Origin of the sequence: Roseomonas acroporae (assembly GCF_023223525.1) — a bacterium.
GTDB classification, from domain to species: Bacteria; Pseudomonadota; Alphaproteobacteria; order Acetobacterales; family Acetobacteraceae; genus Roseomonas_E; species Roseomonas_E acroporae.
In genome coordinates, this window is the sequence record NZ_JALPRX010000097.1 from 28,659 (window position 1) to 51,053 (window position 22,395).

Genomic DNA, 22,395 nt, shown 5'->3' on the forward strand with positions numbered 1-22,395 from the left:
GCGACTGGTTTCCGCGGAGGCCGTGTGCGACTCACTGCCGACCAGCACGCCGCAGCGCAGGAAGTGACATGAATATGATTCACACGCCGCCGGCAGCGAAGAACGAGGCGAAGGAGATGGTACCGCCCGCCGGTCAGTCGCCGGTTTCGCTCTCGCTCTCCCCGGAGCTTGCCGCTACGCCGCGGGAGGGCGGCCGGGAAGCGCCGAAGGGGTCGGCGCAGGCGCAGGCCGCGCCGGCGCGTCGCGGGATCGGCCGCTACACGACCTGGGGGCTGGTGCTGGCCGTCGCCGGTGCCGGCATCTGGTACGAGTTCCTGCGCGACCCGGCCGGGGTGCACGAGCCCGCGGCGCCGCACGCCGCCACCGCCGGCCTGCCGCCGGGCGAGTTCCGGCTTTCCGAGACCGAGATCAGGTCGCTGCGCATCGAGCCGGTGCAGGCGCGCGCCTTCCACGCCGAGCGCGCGGCCGAGGGCCGCATCGCCTACAACGACGACCGCTCGACGCCCGTCTTCACCCCCTACACCGGCCGCGTGGTGAATGCCGGGCCGCGCCTCGGCGAACGGGTCGAGGCCGGGTCGATGCTGTTCGAGGTCGAGACCAACGACCTGGTGCAGGCCGCCAACGACCTCCTCTCGGCGGTGGACGCGCTGAACAAGTCGCGCACCTCGCTGGCGCTGTCGCAGCGCAACGCGGCGCGCCAGGCCGACATGTATGCCGGCCGCGCCGCCTCGATGCAGGCGCTGGAGCAGGCGCGGGCGGACGCGGCCAACGCCGCCGCCGACCTGCGCGTGCAGGAGACCGCCGTCGCCGCCGCGCGCGACCGCATGCGCGTGCTCGGCCGCTCGCCCGCCCAGATCGCCGAGGTGGAGCGGACGCGGCACGTCGACGCGACGGTGGCGGTGAACGCGCCGATCGCCGGCACCGTGTCGCAGCGGCGCATCGGCCCCGGCCAGTGGCTGAACGCCGGCGGCAGCGACCCCGTCTTCACCATCGCCGACCTCTCGACCATGTGGCTGGTGGCGGCGGTGCGGGAGATGGACGCGCCGCTGGTGCGGGTCGGCCAGGCCGTGCAGGTGACGGTGGGCGCGCTGCCCGGCCGCACCTTCGACGCGCGGATCACCAACATGGCGACCGGCCTCGATCCCGTGACGCGCCGCCTGGAGGTGCGCGCCGAGGTGCAGGACCCCGACCGGCTGCTCAAGCCCGAGATGTTCGCGAGCTTCCGGATCGACATCGGCCGCGACAGCGACGCCGTGGCGGTGCCGGTCAGCGCCGTGATCTTCCGCGGCAGCGATGCGAGCGTGTGGGAGGCCCTGGACGACAACCGCTTCATCCTGCGCCGCATCACCCTCGGCATGCGCTCCGGCGACATGCTGGAGGTGGTGCAGGGCCTGCCACCAGGTGCGCGCATCGTCACCGGCGGCGCCCTGTTCGTGGATCGCGCCGCCCGCATCGACTGACCCGACGCGCCGGCCCCGGCCCGGAACCGCCGGGCGCGATGCCGTCCGGCGGGCGACGCCGCCTTCGGCCCGGCGTCGCGGCGCGCCATCCTGACAACCGCCGAATCGACCGCCGCCGAGGGGACCCGATGGCTCGCCGCGTGCTTCCTGCTGTCCGTTCCCCGAATCGCCGCCCGCTCCCGCGCCGTCCGCTTCCGCGTCGCCCGGCCTGCCTGCCGGGCGCTCTCCTGGCGTTGCTGCTGCTCGGCCAGGCCGGGCCGGCCGCCGCGCAAGGCATCGTGGCGACACCGGGGGTGCCCCTGGGGGCGCCCCTGGTCGTGCCGCCCGGCGCGCCGTCCGGCACCCGCCTCGCCGCGCCGCCCCCGACCGCGCCGGCGCCAGCCACGGCATCGCCGCTTCCCGGTGCCGTTCCGGGGCGCGGCGCGGCGATGTCGGTCACCGTTCCGGGCCTCGTGCCGCTGCCCTACGCCGCCACCATCCGGCCGATGACGCTGGAGCAGGCGGAGCGGCTGCTGGTGGAGCGCAACCTGACCGTGCTGGCGGCACGGCGCGGGGTGGATGCGGCGCGGGCGCAGGTGCTGGTCAACAGCAGCATCCCGAGCCCCACCTTCTCCTTCGGCAACACGGCCTTCAACACCAACGAGCGGGTGAACGGCGGCCTCCAGGGCTCGCGCTTCTTCGGGCCGAACAACAATTTCAGCACCGGCCTCTCCATGCTGGTGGAGCGCGGCGGCAAGCGCGAGCTGCGCACCCGCTTCGCCGACGAGCAGATCGGCGTCGCCGAGACGCAGGTGCTGGACGCGATGCGCACCCAGCTCTTCGGGTTGCGGCAGGCCTTCCTGAACGCGCTGCTGGCGCGCGCCAACCTGGAGGTGGCGCTGAGCAACCGCGGCTCGCTGGACCGCACCGAGGCGCTGCTGCGCCGCCAGCTCGCCAACGGCGCCATCCCGGAAGGCGACCTGATCCGCTTCCAGGCCGGGCGGCTGCAATTCGAGCAGGACGTGCTGACCCAGGCGCAGTCCTACGCGGCGGGCGTGGCGCAGGTGGCGGTGTTCCTCGCCGCCGACGCCGCCGCCTTCGTGCCGGGGGCCGGGCAGCTCGACCGGCTGGGAATCCGGCCGAGCGTGCCGGGAGCGCTGGCCCTGCCGGCCAACCCGGTGCCGCGCCCCGGCTCCCGCCTCGCCGAGCAGGAGGCGCGCGGCGAGGCGCCGGACGCGGGCGGGACGCCGGGCGCCGTGGGCGCCACGCCGCCGGCCGGGCGCGGCGCGGCGCGCGGCCCGGCCGCGCCGGGAGGGGCGCGGGGCCCCGTCGTCGCGCCGATGCAGCCGGTCGCCCCCGTGGTGCTGCCGCCCGTCGCCTTCGACCTGCGCGGCCGCATCGACCGCGCGCCCGAGCTCGGCGTCGCGCGCGAGGTGCTGGCCGAGGCGGTGGCGCAGCGCCCCGACGTGGTGGTGGCGGCGCGGCAGGCGAGTGCCGCCGCGGCCAACACGCGGCTGGCGGAGGCGGGGCGCGCGCGCGACGTGACCATCGGCGCCACCTGGTCGCGCTCGCGGCTCTCGCAGGACCTGCCGAATTCGCGGCTGTCGGATCTCTACGCCAACAACTCGCTCGGGCTCTCCTTCTCCATCCCGCTGTTCACCAACCGGATGGTGGAGGGCAATGTGGGCGTCGCGGCGGGCCAGCAGGGCCAGGCGGAGGCGCAGGCGCGCGCCACGCTGGCGCAGGCGCGCGCCGACTTCGCCGTGGCCTGGGCCGGCTACGAGCAGGCGCGCCTGCTGCTGACGCGCTACGGCCCCGGCGCCATCGCGCAGGCCGAGGATTCCTATGCCATCGTCGAGCGTTCCTACTTCGCCGGCGGCAACTCGCTGATCGACGTGCTGGACGCGCTGCGCACGCTGAACGCGACCCGGGTGGCGGTGAACACGGTGCGGATCAACTACCTGCTCGCGCTGGCGCAGCTCGAGCAGGCGACCGGGGTCTCCGGCCTGGCGCCGCGGCCCTGACGCGGCGCCCCCGATGCGGCGTCCCGACGGCGCCCCGGCGGCGCCCAGTGCGGGCACCGGCCGACCGGGCGGACCGGCACGGGGTCGTAACCACGACCGGAACGAATTCACCGAACGTCAAGGAGGATACGCGATACGGGGGACATGCGCTCCTCCTCCGCCAGGGCGGGCACCGATGGTGCCACGGCCCAGCCCCCCGCCGCCGGCGCGACCGAGACGCCGGAGCAGATCCGCCGCCTGGCTGCGCGGGCCTGGCTCGAGATGGACAGCCTTGGCGTGCTGCCGACGCCGCAGCATTTCGAGATCTGGTACACCCATCTCTGCGGCAGCAGCCCGGAGCTGAGCCGGCGCCTCGCCACGCTGCTGGCGGGCGACTCCTCGCCGACCGCCGCCGAGCTGGCCGTGCTGCACGCCGAATGCATCGGCCCCGAGCTGGACGTGGACGCGGTCGGTGACCGCATCGACGCGATCCAGCAGGCCGCCGACGCCATGGTCGAGCAGATCAACGGCAACGGCAGGACGCTGAACGCGTACGGCGCCGTGCTGTCGGTCGTGGCGGACCGGCTCGGCCAGGACACCTCGATGGAGGGCCTGCTGCGCGCGGTGGAGATGCTGACCACGGAGACGGTGCGCGCCAGCGAGCGCAACCGGCTGCTGGAGCAGCAGCTCGCCGCCTCGGCGTCGCGGATCTGCACCCTGCGCCGCAGCCTGGCGGAGGTGCGGCAGGAAGCCACCACGGACGGCCTCACCGGCCTCAGCAACCGGCGTGCCTTCGATGCGAGGCTGCGCCGGGCGCTGGTGGCGCGGAACCGGCCCGAGGGCTATCCGGTGTCGCTGCTGCTGCTGGACGTGGACCACTTCAAGCAGTTCAACGACGTGCACGGGCACAAGGTGGGGGACCTCGTGCTGCGGCTGGTGGGCCGGCTGCTGGCGCAGAGCGTGAAGGGGCGCGACACGGCGGCGCGCTACGGCGGCGAGGAGTTCGCGGTCATCCTGGCCGGCGCGGACCTGCGCGCGGCGTCGATCGTGGCCGAGCAGATACGCGCGGCGCTGGACGGCAAGCGCCTGGTGAACAAGGGCTCGGGCGAAGGGCTGGGCAGCGTGACCGTCTCGATCGGCGTCGCCGAGGCGGGGCGGAACGAGCATGCCTCGTCCCTGCTCGAACGGGCGGACGCGGCGCTCTACCGGGCCAAGCATGCCGGCCGCAACATGGTCTGCGTCGACGAAGGCGTCGGGAGAGGCGAGGACGCGGCGGCCGGCCCCGGCGATCCCGGCCGCCGCGTCGCGGCGGTCTGATGCCGGCCCGCACGGGCCGGGCAGGCCCCGGGCGCGGCTTCAGCCTGCGTCGCCGCGCGCCAGGGACGCCTTGTGCCGTCGCGCCAGCTCCACGTAGTGCGGGGCGGTGCGGTCGAACACGGCGCGCTGCTCCTCGGTCAGCACCCGCACCAGCTTCGCGGGCGAACCCATCCACAATTCGTTGCGCCCGATGCGCTTGCCTGGCGGCAGCACGCCGCCCGCGCCGAGCACGCCGCCCTCCTCGATCACCGCCCGGTCCAGCACCGTGGCGCCCATGCCGACGAAGGCGCGGTGGTGAAGCGTGCAGGCATGCACGATGGCGGCGTGGCCCACCGTCACGTCGTCGCCGATCAGCGTCGCCTCGGCGCCGGCGTTGACGTGGATGATGGTGCCGTCCTGGATGTTGCTGCGCGCGCCGATGGTGATGTCGTTCGTGTCGCCGCGCAGCACGCAGTGGTACCAGATGCTGGAATCGGCGCCGATGACGACCCGGCCCAGCACCAGCGCGGTGGGGGCGACGAAGGCGGAGGCCGCGACCTGCGGCACCGTGCCCTCGAAGCCGCGCACGGGGCCATCGGCCGGTCCCCCGGCCATGCCGCCCAGCGCGGCCTTCACGAAGTCGTCCATCCTCGCCTCCTTCCCCGTCGATCCGTTGCCGCCCTGCCGTGGCGGCCGGCAGGCTCCGCTTCGCCCGTTGCGTGTCCCGCCTCGTCGCGTGCCGGCCGCCGGTCACGCGGGGACGTGGCGGGCCGGGCCCGCCGCGTCCGGTCCGGCCGAAGGGCCTACTCGGCCGCCGCGGCCGACGCCGCGCCGAGCGCCGCCGACACGTCGAGGCCGAGCATCAGCCCGATGTTCTGCACCGCCGCCCCGGAGGCGCCCTTGCCGAGGTTGTCGAGCCGCGCCACCAGCACGGCCTGGCCGTTCTGCGTGTTGCCGAAGACGCGCAGCTCCAGCAGGTTGGTGTCGTTCAGCGCCTGCGGCTCCAGCTTGCCGTTCGCCTCGGCCGGCACCACGCGCACGAACTGGCTGCCGCGGTAGTGCTCGCGCAGCGCCGCCTCCAGCATGGCGGGCGACGGGGTGCCCGGGAGCGTGTCGAGGTGCAGCGGCACCGAGACCAGCATGCCCTGCCGGAAATCGCCCACCGAGGGGACGAAGATCGGCCGCCGGCTCAGGCCCGAATACTTCTGCAGCTCCGGCACGTGCTTGTGCCCGAGGCCGAGCCCGTACAGCTCGAAATCCGGCGCGGTGCGGGCCTCGTAGGCGGCGATCATCGACTTGCCACCGCCCGAGTAGCCGCTGACCGCGTTCACCGCGACGGGATGGTCGGCCGGCAGCAGCCCGGCATCGACCAGCGGCCGCAGCAGGGCGATCGCGCCGGTCGGGTAGCAGCCCGGGTTGCTGACGCGGGGCGCCGCGGCGATGCGGGCGGCCTGGTCGGCTGCCAGCTCGGGGAAGCCGTAGGTCCAGTCCGGCGCCACGCGGTGCGCGGTGGAGGCGTCCAGCAGCTTGGGCGCCGCCGCGCCGAGCCCGGCGGCCAGCGCCGTCGTCTCCTTCGCCGCGTCGTCGGGCAGGCAGAGCACGACGAGGTCCACCGAGGCCATCAGGTCGCGCTTGGCGGCCGGGTCCTTGCGCAGCGCCTCGGGGATGGAGCGCAGCGACAGCCCTCGGATGCCCTCCAGGCGCTCGCGGATGCCGAGGCCGGTGGTGCCCGCCTCGCCGTCGATGAACACCGTGGGGGTCTGGCCCTTGGCCATGGCAACGCCCTCTCAGATAGCCCGCTGGCGCGGGTCCGGTGCCGCCGGACCATCCGGCGGCACCCTGCCCGCAGTTAAAGCATTTCCAGGCGGGGCTTGTACGCCCCGGCGCCTGCCAAATGCGTGACGGTACGGGTTCCGGCCGTGTTCCGGCGCCCGGGTTGGCCTTGCAGGGTGGCGCACCAAGGGCGGCATCCCTGGCCGGAAGCCGGAACGCAGAAGGGGCGGACCCTTGCGGATCCGCCCCCCCGATCTCGAAGCCTTGCGGCCCGGCGCGTGACGCCGGATCCGCCCGGCGTCAGCGCTTGCTGAACTGGAAGCTGCGTCGCGCCTTGGCGCGGCCGTACTTCTTGCGCTCGACGGTACGCGGGTCGCGCGTCAGGAAGCCGGCCTTCTTGAGGATCGGGCGCAGGCCCGGCTCGTAGAAGGTCAGCGCCCGGCTGATGCCGTGCCGCACCGCGCCGGCCTGGCCGGACAGCCCGCCGCCGACCACCGTGCAGGTGACGTCGAACTGCTGGTAGCGGTCGGCCACCAGGAAGGGCTGGGTGATCAGCATGCGCAGCACGGGGCGGGCGAAGTACTTCGCCGCCGGCTTGCCGTTGACCTCGATGGTGCCCTTGCCCGGCTTCACCCAGACGCGGGCGACCGCGTCCTTGCGCTTGCCGGTGGCGTAGGAGCGGCCCTGCGCGTCGCGCTTGGGCTCGCGCACGATCGCCACGCCCTCGTCCGGGGTGCCGGCGGCGGGCGTGCCCTGCACCAGCGTCTTGAGGTCCGCGAGGCTGCGGCCGGTGGTCTGCTCGCTCATCGGTTCAGGCCGCCTTCTTCACGCCGCCGGCGACGTTCTTGCTGTTGAGGGCCGCGACGTCGAGCGCCTGCGGCTGCTGGCCGGCATGCGGGTGCTCGGGGCCGGCATAGACGTGCAGGTTCTTCATCTGCTTCCGGCCGAGCGGCCCGCGCGTGATCATGCGCTCGACCGCCTTCTGGATCACCCGCTCCGGGTAGCGGCTCTCCAGGCGCTGGCGGACCGTGCGCTCCTTGATGCCGCCGGGATAGCCGGTGTGCCAGTAGAAGACGGACTGCTCCGCCTTGTTGCCGGTGACGCGCACCTTCTCGGCGTTCACGATCACGACGTGGTCGCCGCAATCGACGTGCGGGGTGAACTGGGGCTTGTGCTTGCCGCGGAGCCGGTTGGCCACGATCGAGGCGAGACGGCCGAGAACCAGCCCTTCCGCGTCGATCAGAATCCAGCCCTTCTGGACTTCCGCGGGCTTCAGCGAACGGGTGGTCAGCATCGTCGTCCTGAAGTCCTCGAACAGGCGGCGGGTTATGACGGCGTGCGTGGGTACGGTCAAGGCGGAACAACGAATTTCCGCATGCGGTATCCTGATACCATAATCCGCCCAGCTGCCGTCGCCGGCCCGGGCACGCCCGGATGCGGAGCCGGTCGGAAAGCAAATATTCACGGACGGACACTATGAAGAGAAAGAATCACGTTTTGGGACACGATTCTTGCGAAACGAGATGTCGTATGCCTCCGAGATGCCGGCCATGCTCGTTGGCGTTTCGCTGCTGACCGCAGCGCTGCAGTATCCGGCCCTGCTCGTGCTCGACGCGATGTACGGCCTCCCGCCCATGAACTTCCCCCTGTCGCGCCCGCTGAGCATCGTTGCGATCCTGCTGCTCGTCGCCTTCTACGAGGTGCTGAGCTGCCTCGGGCCGCAGCGGCGACGGACCGCCGCCGTGCCCGCCGGCGCCCGTTCCGTGCCCCGGCACGCCGCGTCGAGGCGGCGGGGCCGGCGCGGGACGCCGGACGGGTGGCGGACGGCGACGCGCCTGCCGGCCATCGCCCGGTGACGCGCTCCGTCCGGCGTCGCCGGGATGGCGCCGGCCCCTGAGCCGGCGAAGTTTCCGCGCAGCCGGATGTGTCCGCCCCGCCTGAGGATGCTCCAGCCTTTTGATTCGGCGCGTTTTCCGAGCCGATGGGCGCGTGCGCTCGACCCGAAAATGCTCTAACCTTTTGGTTTTTCGCATTTTCCGGGTCGCTGGGTGAGTACACCCAGCTTGAAAATGCTCTAATGCCGGCTCGGGAAGAACGGTCCGGGAAGCAGGGCATGATCGAGGGTGGATCGGGTGGCGTCGCCGGCATGGGCACGGCGGCGGAGCGGCTGGTCGGCTTCCTGGCGGCGGCGGGGATCGACCGGGCCTTCTCGGTGCCGGGCGAGAGCTTCATCGCGCTGCTGGACGCCCTGCACGCCCATCCCACGATCGACCTCGTCACCTGCCGGCAGGAAGGCGGCGCCGGCTTCATGGCGCTGGCCGACGCCAGGCTGACCGGGCGGCCGGGCGTGGTGATGGTCTCGCGCGGGCCGGGGGCGTGCAACGCCGCGATCGCCGTGCACACCGCCGAGCAGGACGCGCTGCCGCTGATCCTGCTGGTCGGTCAGGTGGAGCGGCGCGACCTGCGCCGCCGCGCCTTCCAGGAGATCGACTACGCCCGGATGTTCGAGGGCGTGGCGAAGTGGGTGGGCGAGGCGACCGATCCCGACCAGGTGCCGGAGCTGATCGCGCGTGCCTGGGCGATGGCGCTGGGCGGCGTGCCGGGGCCGGTGGTGCTGGCGCTGCCCGAGGACGTGCTGGCGGCACCCTGCCGGGCGCCGGCGGTGCCGCCGACCGTGGCCCGCCCGGCGCGGCCGGCGGCCGGGGACCTCGCGGCGCTGGCCGCGCTGCTGCGGGCGGCGGAGCGGCCCATCCTGCTGGCCGGGCACGGCTTCGAGCGGGCGGGCGGGCGGGCGGCGCTGCTGGGCCTCGCGGAACGCTGGCGGCTGCCGGTGGCGGTCTCGTTCCGGCGGCAGGACCTGTTCCCGAACGACCACCCGCTCTACGCGGGCGACATGGGGCTGGCCAACCCGCGGGCGCAGCGCGAGGCGTTCGACGAGGCGGACCTCGTGCTGGCCCTGGGCACGCGGCTGACCGACGTCACCACCCAGGGCTGGCGGTGGCCGCGCGCGGGGCAGCGCCTCGTGCATGTCTGCGCCGAGCCGCGCTTCCTGGGCTGGCAGTTCCCCACCGGGCTGGCGCTGGCGGCGGATGCGCCGGAGGTGGCGGCCGGGCTGGCGACGGAGGATGCCTCGGCGCCCGCCGGGCGCGAGGGCTGGATCGCGCGGCTGCGCGCGTTGCAGCGCGCGGAGGCCGCCCACGCGCCGCGCCGGCGCGCGGACGGGCTGGAATTCGCGCGCGTGGCGCAACTCGTCGGGCGGGTGGCGCCGGCGGACGCGATCGTGACGCTGGATGCGGGGACGTTCGGCGCGCCCTTCTACCGCCAGGTGGCGTGGCGGCCGCCGCAGCGCCTGCTGGCGCCGGTCTCCGGCGCGATGGGCTACGGCGTGCCGGCGGCGGTGGCGGCGGCGCTGCGCCACCCGGGGCGCTGCGTGATCGGCGCGGTCGGCGACGGAGGCGCGCTGATGACGGGCGGCGAGATGGCGGTGGCCGTGGCGCGCGGGGCGGCGGTGAAGCTGCTGCTCTCCGACAACGGCGCCTACGCCTCGATCCGCATCCACCAGGAGCGCGCCTATCCGGGGCGGGTCTCGGGCACCGACCTCGCGAACCCCGACATGCTGGCCTGGGCACGCGCCTTCCGCGTGCCGGTGCTCGACGTGCGCGGCGAGGAGGACCTGCCGGCGCTGGAGGCGGCGCTGCGCGCGCCGGGGCCGCTGATCGCGGTGATCGCCACCTCGCTCGCGGCGGTGCTGCCCGCCGGGGAGTGATGCCCATGGCGGCGTCCGCCGATCCGGCCGGGCCGGTCAGGCGCGCCGCGGTGGCGGGTGGCGCGTTCCACCGTGCCCGGCAGGCTCGGCAGGAGTCAGTAGGAGGAGGAGCCGCCGGCCTTCCCGGCGCCGCCGCTGACCGGGCTGGTGGTCAGCTCCATGTAGGCGCCGAAATCCTTCATCATCTCGTCCGAGGTGGAGGAACGGGTGGCGTCGGGCACGATGACGAGGTAGCCGCTCAGGCTCTCCCAGGGGAAGACGCTGTCCTTGACGATCTGCTTGTAGAGGTTGTCCGGCGTGTCCAGCCCGTCGATGCCGTCGGCGCGGATCAGCCCGGCCGCGCGGCAGGCGCGCGAGGCGTGGGTGGAGCAGTTGTTGCCGACGATGGTGAAGCCGTCGGTCTTGGCGCGCATGGCGATCCAGGCGTCGCGGAACGCCTTGGCGGCGGTCTTGCCGCAGCTGCTCACCAGGATCGTGGAGACGCAGGACTTCGACTTGGCGTCGTCGTAATTCACGTATTGCGGCCGGTTGGAGAGGAAGCGCGAATAGGTGAAGACCACCCCGTCGCCCACCGCGCCCGTGCCGAAGTAGCCCACCGGCGCGCCGGTCTGCAGCAGGCAGTCGGAATGCCCCTCGTCCGGCGGCGCCTTGGTGTGGGACGGCTTGTAGCGGACGACGTAGGCCACCTTGTCCTCGCCCAGCGCGATCTTCAGCGACTGCCCGACCTGACCCGCCATCCGCCCCGTTGCCTTTCCGATTCGTTGCTGCCGCGACGGTCGGGATGGTGCCCCCGCATGCTTACGATGTGATGATGAATTTTCATCCGGGGGGACCTCATCGGGGCGCCGGCGAACGCCGCGCGCCGGCTGCCCGGCGTGCCCGGGTGCCATGGTCCGGATCGGTGGGCGCATGCGGCCGGAAAGCCCGCGCCGCGCATCGCTCGTCGGTGTCGGGGAGCGGCATCGGGTCGCCGCCGATGCGCGGGTCCTTCGGCAGCGGGGTCCGTCAGAGACAGGCGCCGCAGGGCCGCGCCCGGAGCTGCTCGTCCGCCAGACGCGCCGCCTGCCGCGCCTCGGCGAGTTGCCCGGGGATCGGCCTGCCGCTCCGGGAGAGGGCGTCGAGCCGCGCACCCAGCTCCAGCAGCACGCGGGCGGCGCGCCGCAGGTCGTGCGCGTCCCGCAGGGAGAGCGGCAGGGAGACGCCGCCTGCGGCCCGAGGCGGGGCCATCGCCGGCCTATCCGTGGCGGACATGGGGCCGGCCGGCGGGACGGGAGATGGCGGAACGGGCCGGCGCATCATCGGTGCCGGCTGCCGCCGCGCCACCATCGCGGCCATGGGCGAAGAAGGCGCCTTCGCGCGGCGACCGGGCGGCGAAGGCGGCGCGCAGGGATGCGCGGGAAGGCGTGAGGCGGGACATCGGTGCGGTCCTCGGAGCCTGGGGCGTGATGGCCGGCGGGAGCGGGCTCCACGCTGGCCGGGCCGTGCGGACCAAAGGATGCGGCCGGGCCCGCCGCCGGACCAATCGGAAGGCGCGATCCGCGCCATCCATCGTACCGATGGGCCGGTGCCGGCCGGGCCGCGGCCGCGCCGGGCCGTCTTGTGCCGGCTGGACCGTCCTGTTCGCCCCCTCAGGCCGGTTCGCGGAAATTGCGGACCGGGGCTGCTCCTCGGCCCGGCGCACGGCCGCCCATCGGCCCCGTGCGCGATACCGCTCCGCGCAGGCCGGGACCCGTGCGGAGCGGTGTCAGTTCTGGGGCGAGCCGACGCCGAGCGAGGAGCGCGGCAGGTCGCTCGGCAGCCTGCCCTCGGCCTCCGGGCGGCCGACGGTGGGCTGGTTGACCTGGCGGTCATCGGCGAACTGGCTGGTCAGCGGCGCGCCGGGCGGCGGGACGTTGCGCGTCTCGCGCCGCGATTCGCCGGCGCGGTCGGCGCTGATGCCCTCGCGGAGCTGTTCCGCGGCTCGGGCCACCGGCGTGCGGCCACGCACCGTGGCACCGTCGCCGCCGGGCTGGGGGGCCTGACCGGGGACGGGGGCGGGGGAGGCGCCGGAAGGCTGGGCCGGGGCGGCCCCGGGCAGGGCGCCGAGCAGCGGCAGGACGAGCAGGGGAGCGAGGAGGGCGCGGCGCACGGCGTCGGTTCCAATCGTGTCGCGATGGGTGGAAGCGCATTGCCGGCGGAGCGGGCACGGGCGCGCTGCCGGGGGGAACGCGACGGGACGGGTCGCCGTACCTTCACGATCCCGGCAACGATTCTACGGCGAACCGCAGTCCGGTTGGGACTGCGGTTCGCTGTCGCTCGTTGTTCCCGGCGCGGATGCACGCCGCCGGCTTTCCACGCCGGCCCCGGCCGGCGCCCGATGCCGACTCTCAGCCCGCCACCGTCTCCCGCGAGACGGTGACCAGCTCCGTGCCCACCGGGGTGGGCGGATGCACCTGGAAATCCTCCTTCCGCGCCGGCGCCGCGCGTCGCGCCATCTGCCAGGCGCCGCAGAGGGCGATCAGCGCCTGCGCCAGCACCGTCAGCCACAGCAGGCTGCGCGGGCCGCCCGCGGTCATCGCCGCCCCGATCGCCAGCGGTCCCAGCGCCGCGCCCGCCCCCTGGACGATCAGCATCCCGCCCGAGGCCGCGACGAATTCCGACGGCGCGACGGAGTCGTTCACGTGCGCCAGCACCACGCTGTAGGTCGGCACCACCAGGCCGCCGAACACGAAGACCAGGGCGAGGTAGAGCCAGGACGGCGCCTCGGCGGGGGTGAGCAGCGCCATCGCCCCCAGCACGGCGGCGGCGACCAGCGCCGTCGCCACCACCAGCATCCGGCGGTCGATCCGGTCCGACAGGGCACCGAGCGGCCAGGTCATCGCCGCCGCCCCCGTGGCGCCCGCCGCCATGAAGAGCGCGATTCCCCGCTGCCCGAAACCGATGGCACCCGCCAGCACCGGGCCGAGCGAGAAGAAGGCGCCGACGCTGACGCCGCAGAGGAAGGCGGCGACGACGCCGAAGGGCGCCTGGGCATGGAGGCGCAGCAGGTCGATCCGGACCGGCTCCCCCGACGTGGCGGGCGCCTGGGCCTGGGAAAGGGTGACCGGCAGGACGGCGATGGTCAGGATGATCGACACCACCGCGAAGGGCACGAAGCCGGCGGGGTCGGCGACCGGCAGCAGGAGCTGGCCGACCACGCCCGCCACCAGCCCCGTCATGCCGTAGAGGGAGAGGATCTGGCCGCGCACCTCGTTGGCGGCGGCGCCGTTCAGCCAGCTCTCCACCACCATGAACAGGCCGGCGAAGCAGAAGCCGGTGAGCGCGCGCGCCGCGACCCAGGCCACCGGATCGATCCAGAGCAGGTGGATCAGCGGCACCATCGAGGCCAGGGAGGCCAGGGCGGCGAAGCTGCGGGTCTTGCCGACGCGGCGGATCATCCGCCCGGCGGCCAGCGAGCCGGCCATCATCCCGGCGAAGAAGGCGCCGCCGATCAGGCCGATCACGGTGGGCGAGAAGCCCTCCATGCCGCCGCGTACCGCCAGCAGCGTGCCCTGCAGCGTGTTGCCCATCTGCAGCAGCCCGAAGCCGACCAGCAGCGCGGCGATGACGGGCAGGGTCGAGGCGAGTGGTGTGCTCCGCATGGCGGCACTCCTACCATCCCGCCCGGCGGATCGGACCCGCCAGCGGGAATGCATCCGCACGGGGAACGACGGCCCGTTGGTACGGATCGGCGGCGACCGGGGGGAGGGGAGCGGTGCGCTGGCCCGTGCTCGGGCGGCGGCTGCCTCCCGGCAGCGGCCGACATGCCGCCGCGTCCCGCCATGCGACACCAGCCGCCGCGGCGGCGCGCACCGCGATCTCCCCGGGCGGTCGCGCAGCCTGCCGTCGCGCCGGTGCGGCGCCGGCCCGTCCGGCCGGTCGCGGCAGGTCATCGCCGGCCCCGCCCGCACCGCGCGCCCCGCCGGCACCTCCGCGAGGCCCGGCCGGCGGTGCTCGCCGGCGGTGCTCGAGCGTCTCGCCGAAGCCGACGCCGCGGGAGCCGTGCCGGGCGCGGCCATGCGCCGTCCCGGCGCGCCGGTTCAGCGGCATGTCCCGGGGCGTGGTCACTAGAGCATTTTCAAGCTGAGCGTCCTCGCTCAGCGGCTCGGAAAATGCGAAAAATCAAAAGGCTAGAGCCGTTCCGGCCTGATGCAGTCAGGCTGGATCGGCTCTAGGCCGCGCCGGGCGGCCAGCAGGCGGGGCCGCACGACGAGCGCCGCCGGCGCCCGCCATTCGCGCCGCGGGCGCTACGGCCTCGGCTGGCGCTCCGCCGGGTTGGCGGGGCGGGGCTGTCCGGCGGGCCTGGTCGCAGGCTGCCGGGCCTGCTGCCCGGAGCGGCAGGCCGACCGCGCGCCGCTGGTCGGCCGACCGCCGAAGGCGCAGGGGATGTCGTCCTGGAAGAAGTGCGGGATGTCGCGCTGGAAGGTCCGGCGCGCCCCGTCGAAGAAATCCGCCCGGCCGGCGGAGGGCGCCAGGATGGAGGGCACCAGGATCCAGAGGGCCAGCGCCCCGGCGGCGAGCGGGACGGGGCGGAGACGTCGTGCGGTCATGGGGTTTCTGATCTCCCGGCTGGCGCCGCGGCACATGGCGCGCCGGACCGCGACGCCGGAAGAGGGCGCCGGACGGGCGCGCCGGACGGCCCGTCGAAGGCCACGGCAATGGTGCAACGCCGGCGGCGTCGCTTCGTGGCACGATCGCGCCGGTCCGGCTGCCGGCATGGGGAGGCGGGGCCGGCGCGACCTTGCCCGACAGGGCTTACGCTCCTCTTCGCACCGGTTCCGCGGGCCGCTCTCCCCCCCAAGGGGATGCCGGGGGATGCCGGGGGAAGCCGGGCCTACCCTGCGCCGTCCGCCGGGTGGCCGGCGGGCGCGTGCATCCCGCGCGCCCGGCGCAGCGCGTTGGCGGCCAGGTGCGCCTGCCGCGTCGGCTCCGGCAGGCGGTAGCCGCGCAGGGTGCGCAGCACCCATTCCACCGCCGTGTCCAGCGACACGCGATGCCCGACCGAGACGTAGAGCGGGTTGGCGCGCCGCCTCGTGCGCAGCACCGCCGCCAGCACGCGTCCCTGCCAGACGAGGTCGGTGCGGTCCCCGGGCTCCGGCCCCAGCGGTCCCGCCTCCTCGCCGAACAGGCGGGACTTGGCGACGCCGATGGTCGGCACGTCCAGCACCACGCCGAGATGGCAGGCGACGCCGAGTCCGCGCGGATGGCTCAGCCCATGCCCGTCCACCAGCACGAGGTCCGGCCGTCGCGGCAGGGCCGCCCAGGCCTCGACCAGCAGCGGTACCTCGCGGAAGCCGAGGAAGCCCGGCACGTAGGGCATCGGCGCCCGCGCGACGTGCTCGCCGGCAGCCACCGGCGCCAGCCCCCCGGGATCGAGCGCGACGGCGGCGGCGAAGATTCGGTCCTCGGGGTCGAAGCGGTCCAGGCTGGTATCCGCGCCGCCGAGCAGCCGCACCGGGCCGAGCGCGTCCTCCGCCACCACCCGCGCGGCCAGCTCCACCTGCACCCGGCGCGCCGTGGCGAGGTCGGGCGGGCGCAGCCACGTCGCGGGAACGGTCCCGCCCGCCGGCGGCGACGGCGCGCCGCTCACGGGCACCGCGGCGGGGCGGCGGCGGGGCGCCGGCCGGCGGCAGCTTGGCCGCCGGGCATCGCCGGCACGCCCATGCCGCCCGCCCTCGCCGGGCCGGCCCGGCGGCAGGCGGGACGGGGGAGGGCCACGCGCCGGGGTTCACCGGCGCCGGCGCAATCCCTACTCTGCCCACCCTGCCGGGAGGGAACGGCCATGTATCGCATCGACATCCTCGTCCAGGGCTATCCGGGCAAGAGCGTCTGCCACGGCGGCCTCGGCTGGAGCACCATCGCGCTGCTGCGCTCGGCCGGGCGGACCATCCTGGTCGACGTGGGCGCCTTCAACACCCGCCCCGAGCTGGGCCGCCAGCTCGCCGAGCGCGACGTGGCGCCGGCGCAGGTGACGGACATCCTGCTGACCCACGCCCACTGGGACCACTCCGTCAACTACACGCTGTTCCCCAACGCCACGATCTGGATCGGCCGCACCGAGATGGACTGGGCGACGCGGGAGCCGCCCGGCTTCAACCCGCTGCCCGAGCTCTACGTGCAGGACCTCGCGCGGCATCCGCGCCTGCGGCTCGTCGAGGACGGCGAGGAGTTCCTCCCCGGCTTCCGGGCCGTCGCCGCCCCCGGCCACACGCCGGGCTGCCTGCTGTTCCACATGACCGCCAACGACGTGCCGGTGCTGTTCTCCGGCGACGCCGCCAAGAACCGCGCCGAGCTGGTCTCGAACGCCGTGGACATGACCATGGATGCGGAGGCCAGCCGCGCCTCGCTGGCGAAGGTGTGGGAGCTGTGGCAGGCGGTGCCGGGCACCATCCTGATCCCCGGCCACGACCTCTCCATGCAGCTCGATGCCGAGGGGCGGCCGCAATATGTCGGGCAGCGCCGCGCCGGCATCAGCGCCTGGTTCGACGAGGATCTGGCGGTGACGCGGGAGTTCGACATCGGCGCGCCGCGCTGACGGCCCGTCGGGACGGCCGGCGGCGGGGTGGCGAGGGATTTCCCGCGTCGGGAAGGAAGGGCCTTCGGGCGCGGGCACGGTCCGCCGGACCGGCCCGCGAGCCACCCGAACCGGCCCCGAGGGCGGGCCGGGCCGGGCCCGCCGGCCCGGCGGCGCGTCGGGGGTGGCGCGTCAGGGATTGGAGGAGGCGCCGCTGCCCTCGCGGATGCCCGGGCCGCCGTTCGGCCCGCTCGCGCGCGGCGCCTGGCCCATGCCCGAATTGAGCGTGCTCGGCGCCTGGCTGACGCCGCCGCGCGGCGCGCCGCCCGGGCCGCACCCGACCAGGAGCACGGCGCCGAGGAGGAAGCCGGCCGCCAGCATCATGTTTCGCATTGCGATCTCCCGATTCCACGGGCAGCAACGACGCCGTGGCGCGCCGGTTCGACGGGCCCATGCGACGGAGTGCAGAAAGCAGCCATGAGCGGCATCGATCCGGACACCGCGGCGCAGCTCGCCGCCTCGCTGCGGCCGAGCGACCTGCAGCGCATCCTGCTGACCTTCGAGGCCGACCTCGCCGACCTCGCGGGGCAGATCGAGGCCGCCGCGAGGACGGGCGATGCCGAGACCTATCGCCGCGCCGCGCACAGCCTGGCCGGCGCCGCCGCCTCGGTCGGCGCCTTCGCGCTGGAGCGGGCGGCCCGGCTCGCCATGTCGCCCGACGCGGCCGCCTCGCCCGCCGAGGTGCTGGGCCGGATACGCGGGGAGACGGGCGCCGCGCTGCGCGATCTCGCCCGGCTCGCCGCGGTGGCGGCGGGCTGAGAGTTTGTGAAGGAATGCCCGTCAGCGTTGGAACCGGCCGAAAAAGACGGGTCTTTCCAACGGGCATTCTTTCGCGGGTTCGAGTTCGTTACACACTCTGAGCCGGATCGGGGCAGGGGCCGCGGGCGCGCGGGGCGGAGACCGGGCCGCCCGGGTCAGACGGTGTCCGACACGCCGATCGCCTGCAGCAGGCGCGCGCGTACCACCGGCTTGCCGATGTACTCGTCCATGCCGGCCTCCAGGCATTGCCGCTCGTAGCCGGGGCCGACCGCGGCGGTGAGGCCGACGATGCGCGTCCGCCGGTTCGGGCCGCGCCCGGCGCGAAGCTGGCGCGTCGCCTCCAGCCCGTCCATGACCGGCATCTGCACGTCCATCAGGATGATGTCGAACGCCTCGCGCCCGGCCAGCGTCAGCGCCTCGGCCCCGTCATGGGCGAACGCGACCTGGATGCCGCTGCGCTCCAGCACCGTGCCCATCACCAGCCGGTTGGTGGCGTTGTCCTCGACCAGCAGCACCCGCGGCGATCCGGCGGGCGGCGCCGGTGCGGGTGACGGCGCCGCGGCGGTCGGCGCGGCGGCCGGCCGGGCGTCGCCGCAGGCCGTCAGCACCGCGTCGCGCAGCCGCCCCGGCAGGACCGGCTTGACCAGCGTCACCGGCCGGACCGCCGCCATGCGCCCCGCCTCGATCGGGGCGACGCACACCACCTGGACCGGAGGCGGGAGGCCGGGCTCGTCGCGGATGCGCCGTGCCAGCGTGGCGGCGGGCGCCGCGGTCCTGCCCGGCAGGCCGTCGTCGAGCAGCACCGCCTCGATCGGCTGGCCGGCGGCGGCGTTCGCGCGCAGCCGGTCGAGGGCGGCATCCGCGTCCGCCGCCGACCAGGCCTCGCCGCCGAGCGCCGCCACCTGCTGGACGAGGCCGGTCCGCGCCTGCTCCAGCGGATGCACCACCAGCACGCGTCGGCCGAGCAGCGGCCCGGGCGCCGGCGAGGGCGGTTCCGCCTCGCCGGCGCGCATGCTGAAGCGGAACACGCTGCCGCCGCCGGGGCGGTTGTCGGCGGCGATGCCGCCGCCCATCGCCTCGGCGAGCCGGCGGCAGATGGCGAGGCCGAGGCCGGTGCCGCCGTAGCGGCGGCGGATCGAGGCGTCGGCCTGGGTGAAGCGCTCGAACAGGGTCGGGATCTTGGCCGCGTCGAGGCCGATGCCGGTGTCGGCGACGCCGATCGCGAGCCGCCAGCCGCCGCCGAGCGCCGCCTCCACCGGCTGCGCCGAGAGCGAGACCTCGATCCAGCCCGACTCCGTGAACTTCACGGCGTTGCCGACGAGGTTGAACAGCATCTGGCGGAAGCGGCCGGGGTCGCCCACCACGGTGGCGGGCATGCCGCGCTCGACGACGCAGAGCAGCTCGACGCCCTTGGCCGCCGCGCGCTGCGTGAAGGGATCGAGCGCCGTGCGCAGCTCCACCTCGATCTCGAACGGCACCGCCTCGAGCCGCAGCGGCCCCGCCTGCAGCGCCGAGTAGTCCAGGATGTCGTTCAGGATCAGCAGCAGATGCTCGGCCGAGCCCTGGATGGTCTCGGCGCAACGGCGCTGCTGCGGGTCGAGGCCGGTCTCCAGCAGCAGGCTGGTCATGCCGATCACGCCGTTCATCGGCGTGCGGATCTCGTGGCTCATCGCCGCGAGGAATTCCTCCTTCGCCGCGCTCGCCGTGCGCGCCTCGCGCTCGCTGGTGGTCAGCCGCAGGCCCTGCCGGCGCAGCGCCTCGGCCTGGCGCATCAGCAGCCAGAGCGCCAGCAGCACCACCAGGGCGGTGGCGACCATGCCGAGGCCGAGCTGCCAGAGCTGCCGCCGCGCCTCGGCCATCGCCGCCAGCCGGGCCTGCGCCACCTCCACCACGATGCCGCCCTGGCGGGAGACGGCGAAGCTCGCCACCACCTCCTCGCCGTCCTGGTCGCGCCCGGCCCAGGTGCCGCGCTCGCGGCGCGGCAGGAAGTCGCGGAAGGGCCAGGCGCTGGCGTTCAGCTCGCCGATCCCGTCGGCGCGGCCGTCGGAGCGGGCGAGCAGCAGCCCGCCGAAGGAGTGCAGCCGCACCGTGACGCCGAAGGCGTCGGCGTAGCGGCGGGCCGTGAGGGACAGGCTCTCCGGGTTCAGCAGCGCCACCGCCACCCCGGCGAAGGCGCCGCCCGGCCCCTGGAGGTTGCGCGCCAGCGGCACCGTCCAGCGGCCGGCCTGCCCCGGCGCGGCGGGCGTGGCGCCGTTGCCGGGGGTCTCCGCCGGATGCTCGCGCACGGCGCCGAGGTAGCGCCCGAATTCCGGCGCGCCGAGCCGCAGCGGCGGACCGCCGAAGCGGAGCTGGCGGAACCACTCGCGGTCATCGAGCCGCTCGCCGACCAGCTGGTCCACCGTGGCGGCGGTGACGACGCCGGCGGCGTCGGTGAACAGCAGCGCGCGCAGCTCGGGCAGGTCCTGCACGCGCTGCGCCAGGGCGCGCATCGCGGCCGGATCCCTGGCCATGGCGGCGGCGCGCGGCCCGGCCTCGACCAGCAGCAGGTCCGTCGCCTGCACCGTGCGGGCGAGCTGGTCGGCCAGCGTGGCGGCGATGCCCTGGGTCAGTCGCTCCGCGCGCCGCTCGGCCGCTTCCTGGCCGCGCAGGGCGATGATGGCGTAGAGTGCCAGCAGACACAGCCCGACCCCCCCCGCCGCGACGGCGAAGAGCCGCAGCGGCCGCGGCTCGCGCGGGGCCGGTTCACGCAGGCCGAGAGAGCGGCGCAGCTTGGCACGGAAGTCGGAGATGCGCTGGGTCCTGGCAATCCTTCGGGTGGTCATTATTGCGCTGACATCCTTGCTTGGCGAGGCTCGCGCCGGCCAGGGCGAGGCCGTGCCGGCCATGGCCGGCCGGCTCGGGGCGGCCGCCGGAAAGACCCATGGAATGGCCGCTGGAACGGCCGCTGGGACGACCGGCGGGATCGCGGGTGCGGCGGCGGCCGACCTGGTCTCCGAATACGCCCCCGGCGCCGCCGGGAGCCGGCTCCCGGCCATCCTGGCGCGCGGCGTGGTGCGGGTGTGCATCTGGCCGGGCGAGCACGCCTTCAGCCGCCGCAACCCGCACAATGGCGAGCTGGAGGGCTTCGACATCGATCTGGCCCAGCTGCTCGCGGCCCGGCTCGCGGTCGGCGTGGCGTTCGTGGAGGTCACCGGCGGCGCGCCCTCGGCGCCGCTGGAGACAGACCAGTGCGACGTGGCCCTGGCCGGCATCGGCGTCATGATGGCGGATCCGCGGCGGATCGACCTCTCGGCGCCCTACATGGAGAGCCCGCTGGTCGCCGTGACGCGGCGTGGCGGGGGCGGGCCGCGCCGTTGGTCGGAGATCGATTCGCCCGGCGTCGTGGTCGTCGTCGCGCGGGACACGGTGCCGGCGGAGGTGATGCGGCGCAGCCTGCGCCAGGGCAGCATGCTGCTCCTCGACGATGCGGACGAATGCCTGGCCGAGCTCATGACCGGCCGCGCCGACGTGCTGGTGAGCAGCCTGCCGCAGGCCCTGCATCTCGAACGGACCGAGGACTGGGTGCAGCTCTTCCGGGCGCCGCCGAACCTGCCGCGGCTGCGCCACGGCTACGCCATCCTGCCTGGCGACGGTGCCTGGAAGACCGAGCTGGACCGCTTCGTGGCCGCGATCCAGTCGGATGGCTCGCTGGCGCGCGCCGCCCGCCGGAACGGCCTGCCCGTGGCGTCGCCGCGCTGATACCCGACCGGCGCGGGACCCGGCCTGCGCCGGCCGGGTATCGGTGCCGGGCTGGCGGGCGGCCGCGCGCCGGACCGGGGCGCCATGCGGGCCGGCATTCGTGCGGACCCGCGCGGGAGCCTTTTCGGGGCGGCGTGCGGGGCGGTCCGGCGGGTTCTTTCCGCGGCGGCGTCCTCGCCTCGTCGCATCGCATTCGGCGGTCGGCGTGGCGTCGGCCGCCCGGCCCGTGCCGAACGCCGCGAAACGGCGTATCCCGGGGCGACGCGCCCGGCCCGTCGCCACCGGCGTCGCCGCCAGGGCCGGCCTTCAGCAACCGCCGCGCGGCCGGCCCGGCCCGACGGCAAGACGCGGAGTGCGCTGCATGCAGACCCTGCTTCCCCTCGCGACCGAGCTCTCGGCGCTGCTGCGGCAGCGCGGCGAGACGGTAGCGGTCGCGGAATCCGCGGCCGGCGGCCTGGTCTCGGCGGCGCTGCTCGCCGTGCCCGGCGCCTCCGCCTACTTCCTTGGCGGCGCGGTGGTCTACACGCGCGACGCGCGCGCCACGCTGCTCGATATCCCGGCCTCGGCGCTGGCGGATATCCGCCCCTCCACGGAGCCCTACGCGCTGCTGCTGGCGCGCGGCGCGCGCACGCGTCTCGGCGCGAGCTGGGGGCTGGGCGAGACCGGCGCCGCCGGCCCGGCCGGCAACCGCTACGGCGACCCGGCGGGCCATGCCTGCGTCGCGATCAGCGGCCCGGGCGGCGGGGGTTCGGCGGGCCTGCTGGAGCGGTCCCTGACCCTCGCCACCGGCAGCGACGACCGGGCGGCGAACATGCGCGCCTTCGCGCACGGCCTGCTGTCGCTGCTGCTGGCCGGGCTGCGCGAGTCGGCCGGATAGGTCCGCCCCGCCGGCCGGGGCGCCGGGATGGGGAGCCGGGATGGGGCGCCGGGATGGGGCATCCCGGCCCGCACGCCCTGGCCGGAGGACCCTCGCGCGCCGGTCCGGTCGCCTGAACGCCGCCTGAACGGCCGGCTCAGCGTCGGTTCAGG

The 22,395-nt window shown here is 75.1% G+C and carries 21 protein-coding genes; 9 read left to right on the plus strand and 12 right to left on the minus strand.

Annotated elements, in window-relative coordinates; all coding sequences use genetic code 11:
* Positions 1–68 precede the first annotated feature (68 nt).
* The 3 genes from M0638_RS20840 to M0638_RS20850 all read left to right on the plus strand — a co-directional run bounded on the left by M0638_RS20840 (position 69) and on the right by M0638_RS20850 (position 4,759).
* On the plus strand, positions 69–1,460 hold the full coding sequence (locus M0638_RS20840) for an efflux RND transporter periplasmic adaptor subunit (RefSeq protein WP_248668934.1): 1,392 nt from the start codon (positions 69–71) through the stop codon (positions 1,458–1,460).
* A 428-nt stretch (positions 1,461–1,888) separates the two neighbouring features.
* A complete protein-coding gene (locus M0638_RS20845; RefSeq protein ID WP_248668935.1) occupies positions 1,889–3,463 on the plus strand; it encodes a TolC family protein in 1,575 nt (524 codons plus the stop codon).
* Between the two features lie 144 nt (positions 3,464–3,607).
* Positions 3,608–4,759, plus strand: coding sequence for a GGDEF domain-containing protein (locus tag M0638_RS20850; RefSeq protein ID WP_248668936.1), 1,152 nt, complete (start codon positions 3,608–3,610; stop codon positions 4,757–4,759).
* A 39-nt stretch (positions 4,760–4,798) separates the two neighbouring features.
* Here M0638_RS20850 and M0638_RS20855 read toward each other — a convergent pair whose 3' ends face one another.
* From M0638_RS20855 to rplM, 4 genes are all read right to left on the minus strand, one after another.
* Positions 4,799–5,386, minus strand: a complete 588-nt coding sequence (locus M0638_RS20855) for a gamma carbonic anhydrase family protein (protein ID WP_456316050.1) — start codon at positions 5,384–5,386, stop codon at positions 4,799–4,801.
* Positions 5,387–5,541: 155 nt separating this feature from the next.
* A complete protein-coding gene (argC, locus tag M0638_RS20860; protein ID WP_248668937.1) occupies positions 5,542–6,513 on the minus strand; it encodes an N-acetyl-gamma-glutamyl-phosphate reductase in 972 nt (323 codons plus the stop codon).
* A 298-nt stretch (positions 6,514–6,811) separates the two neighbouring features.
* Positions 6,812–7,318 (minus strand): 30S ribosomal protein S9, encoded by a 507-nt coding sequence (rpsI, locus tag M0638_RS20865; protein ID WP_248668938.1) that lies wholly within the window; start codon positions 7,316–7,318, stop codon positions 6,812–6,814.
* A 4-nt stretch (positions 7,319–7,322) separates the two neighbouring features.
* On the minus strand, positions 7,323–7,805 hold the full coding sequence (gene rplM, locus M0638_RS20870) for a 50S ribosomal protein L13 (RefSeq protein WP_248668963.1): 483 nt from the start codon (positions 7,803–7,805) through the stop codon (positions 7,323–7,325).
* Positions 7,806–8,061: 256 nt separating this feature from the next.
* Between rplM and M0638_RS20875 the strand changes: the two genes are divergently transcribed.
* Positions 8,062–8,367 carry a hypothetical protein gene (locus tag M0638_RS20875; RefSeq protein WP_248668939.1) on the plus strand — a complete coding sequence of 102 codons (306 nt, stop codon included), beginning with the start codon at positions 8,062–8,064 and terminating at the stop codon, positions 8,365–8,367.
* 257 nt (positions 8,368–8,624) lie between these two features.
* Positions 8,625–10,277, plus strand: coding sequence for a thiamine pyrophosphate-binding protein (locus M0638_RS20880; RefSeq protein ID WP_248668940.1), 1,653 nt, complete (start codon positions 8,625–8,627; stop codon positions 10,275–10,277).
* Between the two features lie 95 nt (positions 10,278–10,372).
* On the opposite strand, the gene M0638_RS20885 is transcribed toward M0638_RS20880, so the two are convergent.
* The 6 genes from M0638_RS20885 to nfi all read right to left on the minus strand — a co-directional run bounded on the left by M0638_RS20885 (position 10,373) and on the right by nfi (position 15,885).
* Complete coding sequence (locus M0638_RS20885) at positions 10,373–11,014, minus strand: hypothetical protein (protein WP_248668941.1); 642 nt, start codon at positions 11,012–11,014, stop codon at positions 10,373–10,375.
* A 268-nt stretch (positions 11,015–11,282) separates the two neighbouring features.
* On the minus strand, positions 11,283–11,504 hold the full coding sequence (locus tag M0638_RS20890) for a hypothetical protein (protein ID WP_248668942.1): 222 nt from the start codon (positions 11,502–11,504) through the stop codon (positions 11,283–11,285).
* Between the two features lie 517 nt (positions 11,505–12,021).
* Positions 12,022–12,405 carry a hypothetical protein gene (locus tag M0638_RS20895; protein ID WP_248668943.1) on the minus strand — a complete coding sequence of 128 codons (384 nt, stop codon included), beginning with the start codon at positions 12,403–12,405 and terminating at the stop codon, positions 12,022–12,024.
* A 238-nt stretch (positions 12,406–12,643) separates the two neighbouring features.
* Entirely contained in the window at positions 12,644–13,897 is a 1,254-nt protein-coding gene (locus M0638_RS20900) for an MFS transporter (RefSeq protein WP_248668944.1), read from the minus strand.
* Positions 13,898–14,542: 645 nt separating this feature from the next.
* On the minus strand, positions 14,543–14,845 hold the full coding sequence (locus tag M0638_RS20905; protein WP_248668945.1) for a hypothetical protein: 303 nt from the start codon (positions 14,843–14,845) through the stop codon (positions 14,543–14,545).
* Between the two features lie 284 nt (positions 14,846–15,129).
* Positions 15,130–15,885, minus strand: a complete 756-nt coding sequence (nfi, locus tag M0638_RS20910; protein WP_248668946.1) for a deoxyribonuclease V — start codon at positions 15,883–15,885, stop codon at positions 15,130–15,132.
* Positions 15,886–16,077: 192 nt separating this feature from the next.
* Between nfi and M0638_RS20915 the strand changes: the two genes are divergently transcribed.
* The gene (locus M0638_RS20915) at positions 16,078–16,830 is read left to right on the plus strand and encodes an MBL fold metallo-hydrolase (protein WP_248668947.1); all 753 of its coding nucleotides are present in this window, start codon (positions 16,078–16,080) and stop codon (positions 16,828–16,830) included.
* Between the two features lie 171 nt (positions 16,831–17,001).
* Here the strand turns inward: M0638_RS20915 and M0638_RS20920 are convergent, their stop codons facing one another.
* On the minus strand, positions 17,002–17,202 hold the full coding sequence (locus M0638_RS20920) for a hypothetical protein (protein ID WP_248668948.1): 201 nt from the start codon (positions 17,200–17,202) through the stop codon (positions 17,002–17,004).
* An 84-nt stretch (positions 17,203–17,286) separates the two neighbouring features.
* On the opposite strand from M0638_RS20920, the gene M0638_RS20925 reads away from it, so the two are divergent.
* Entirely contained in the window at positions 17,287–17,628 is a 342-nt protein-coding gene (locus M0638_RS20925; protein WP_248668949.1) for an Hpt domain-containing protein, read from the plus strand.
* A gap of 155 nt (positions 17,629–17,783) precedes the next feature.
* On the opposite strand, the gene M0638_RS20930 is transcribed toward M0638_RS20925, so the two are convergent.
* Positions 17,784–20,450: a hybrid sensor histidine kinase/response regulator gene (locus M0638_RS20930; protein ID WP_248668950.1), complete on the minus strand. Its 2,667-nt coding sequence runs from the start codon at positions 20,448–20,450 to the stop codon at positions 17,784–17,786.
* A gap of 103 nt (positions 20,451–20,553) precedes the next feature.
* Between M0638_RS20930 and M0638_RS20935 the strand changes: the two genes are divergently transcribed.
* Complete coding sequence (locus M0638_RS20935) at positions 20,554–21,366, plus strand: substrate-binding periplasmic protein (protein WP_248668951.1); 813 nt, start codon at positions 20,554–20,556, stop codon at positions 21,364–21,366.
* 361 nt (positions 21,367–21,727) lie between these two features.
* Positions 21,728–22,243, plus strand: a complete 516-nt coding sequence (locus M0638_RS20940) for a CinA family protein (RefSeq protein ID WP_248668952.1) — start codon at positions 21,728–21,730, stop codon at positions 22,241–22,243.
* Positions 22,244–22,395: the final 152 nt, after the last annotated feature.

What these genes read in the sequence shown, in the direction of transcription:
- M0638_RS20855 (WP_456316050.1), bottom strand. Translation starts at nt 5,386, where the DNA reads ATGGACGACTTCGTGAAGGCCGCGCTGGGCGGCATGGCCGGGGGACCG.
- M0638_RS20885 (WP_248668941.1), bottom strand. Translation starts at nt 11,014, where the DNA reads ATGGCGGGTCAGGTCGGGCAGTCGCTGAAGATCGCGCTGGGCGAGGAC.
- M0638_RS20880 (WP_248668940.1), top strand. Translation starts at nt 8,625, where the DNA reads ATGATCGAGGGTGGATCGGGTGGCGTCGCCGGCATGGGCACGGCGGCG.
- M0638_RS20935 (WP_248668951.1), top strand. Translation starts at nt 20,554, where the DNA reads ATGGCCGCTGGAACGGCCGCTGGGACGACCGGCGGGATCGCGGGTGCG.
- M0638_RS20915 (WP_248668947.1), top strand. Translation starts at nt 16,078, where the DNA reads ATGTATCGCATCGACATCCTCGTCCAGGGCTATCCGGGCAAGAGCGTC.
- M0638_RS20905 (WP_248668945.1), bottom strand. Translation starts at nt 14,845, where the DNA reads ATGACCGCACGACGTCTCCGCCCCGTCCCGCTCGCCGCCGGGGCGCTG.
- M0638_RS20925 (WP_248668949.1), top strand. Translation starts at nt 17,287, where the DNA reads ATGAGCGGCATCGATCCGGACACCGCGGCGCAGCTCGCCGCCTCGCTG.
- rpsI (WP_248668938.1), bottom strand. Translation starts at nt 7,318, where the DNA reads ATGAGCGAGCAGACCACCGGCCGCAGCCTCGCGGACCTCAAGACGCTG.
- M0638_RS20940 (WP_248668952.1), top strand. Translation starts at nt 21,728, where the DNA reads ATGCAGACCCTGCTTCCCCTCGCGACCGAGCTCTCGGCGCTGCTGCGG.
- argC (WP_248668937.1), bottom strand. Translation starts at nt 6,513, where the DNA reads ATGGCCAAGGGCCAGACCCCCACGGTGTTCATCGACGGCGAGGCGGGC.
- M0638_RS20850 (WP_248668936.1), top strand. Translation starts at nt 3,608, where the DNA reads ATGCGCTCCTCCTCCGCCAGGGCGGGCACCGATGGTGCCACGGCCCAG.
- M0638_RS20920 (WP_248668948.1), bottom strand. Translation starts at nt 17,202, where the DNA reads ATGCGAAACATGATGCTGGCGGCCGGCTTCCTCCTCGGCGCCGTGCTC.
- M0638_RS20900 (WP_248668944.1), bottom strand. Translation starts at nt 13,897, where the DNA reads ATGCGGAGCACACCACTCGCCTCGACCCTGCCCGTCATCGCCGCGCTG.
- rplM (WP_248668963.1), bottom strand. Translation starts at nt 7,805, where the DNA reads ATGCTGACCACCCGTTCGCTGAAGCCCGCGGAAGTCCAGAAGGGCTGG.
- M0638_RS20875 (WP_248668939.1), top strand. Translation starts at nt 8,062, where the DNA reads ATGCTCGTTGGCGTTTCGCTGCTGACCGCAGCGCTGCAGTATCCGGCC.
- M0638_RS20840 (WP_248668934.1), top strand. Translation starts at nt 69, where the DNA reads ATGAATATGATTCACACGCCGCCGGCAGCGAAGAACGAGGCGAAGGAG.
- M0638_RS20930 (WP_248668950.1), bottom strand. Translation starts at nt 20,450, where the DNA reads ATGACCACCCGAAGGATTGCCAGGACCCAGCGCATCTCCGACTTCCGT.
- M0638_RS20845 (WP_248668935.1), top strand. Translation starts at nt 1,889, where the DNA reads ATGTCGGTCACCGTTCCGGGCCTCGTGCCGCTGCCCTACGCCGCCACC.
- M0638_RS20890 (WP_248668942.1), bottom strand. Translation starts at nt 11,504, where the DNA reads ATGGCCCCGCCTCGGGCCGCAGGCGGCGTCTCCCTGCCGCTCTCCCTG.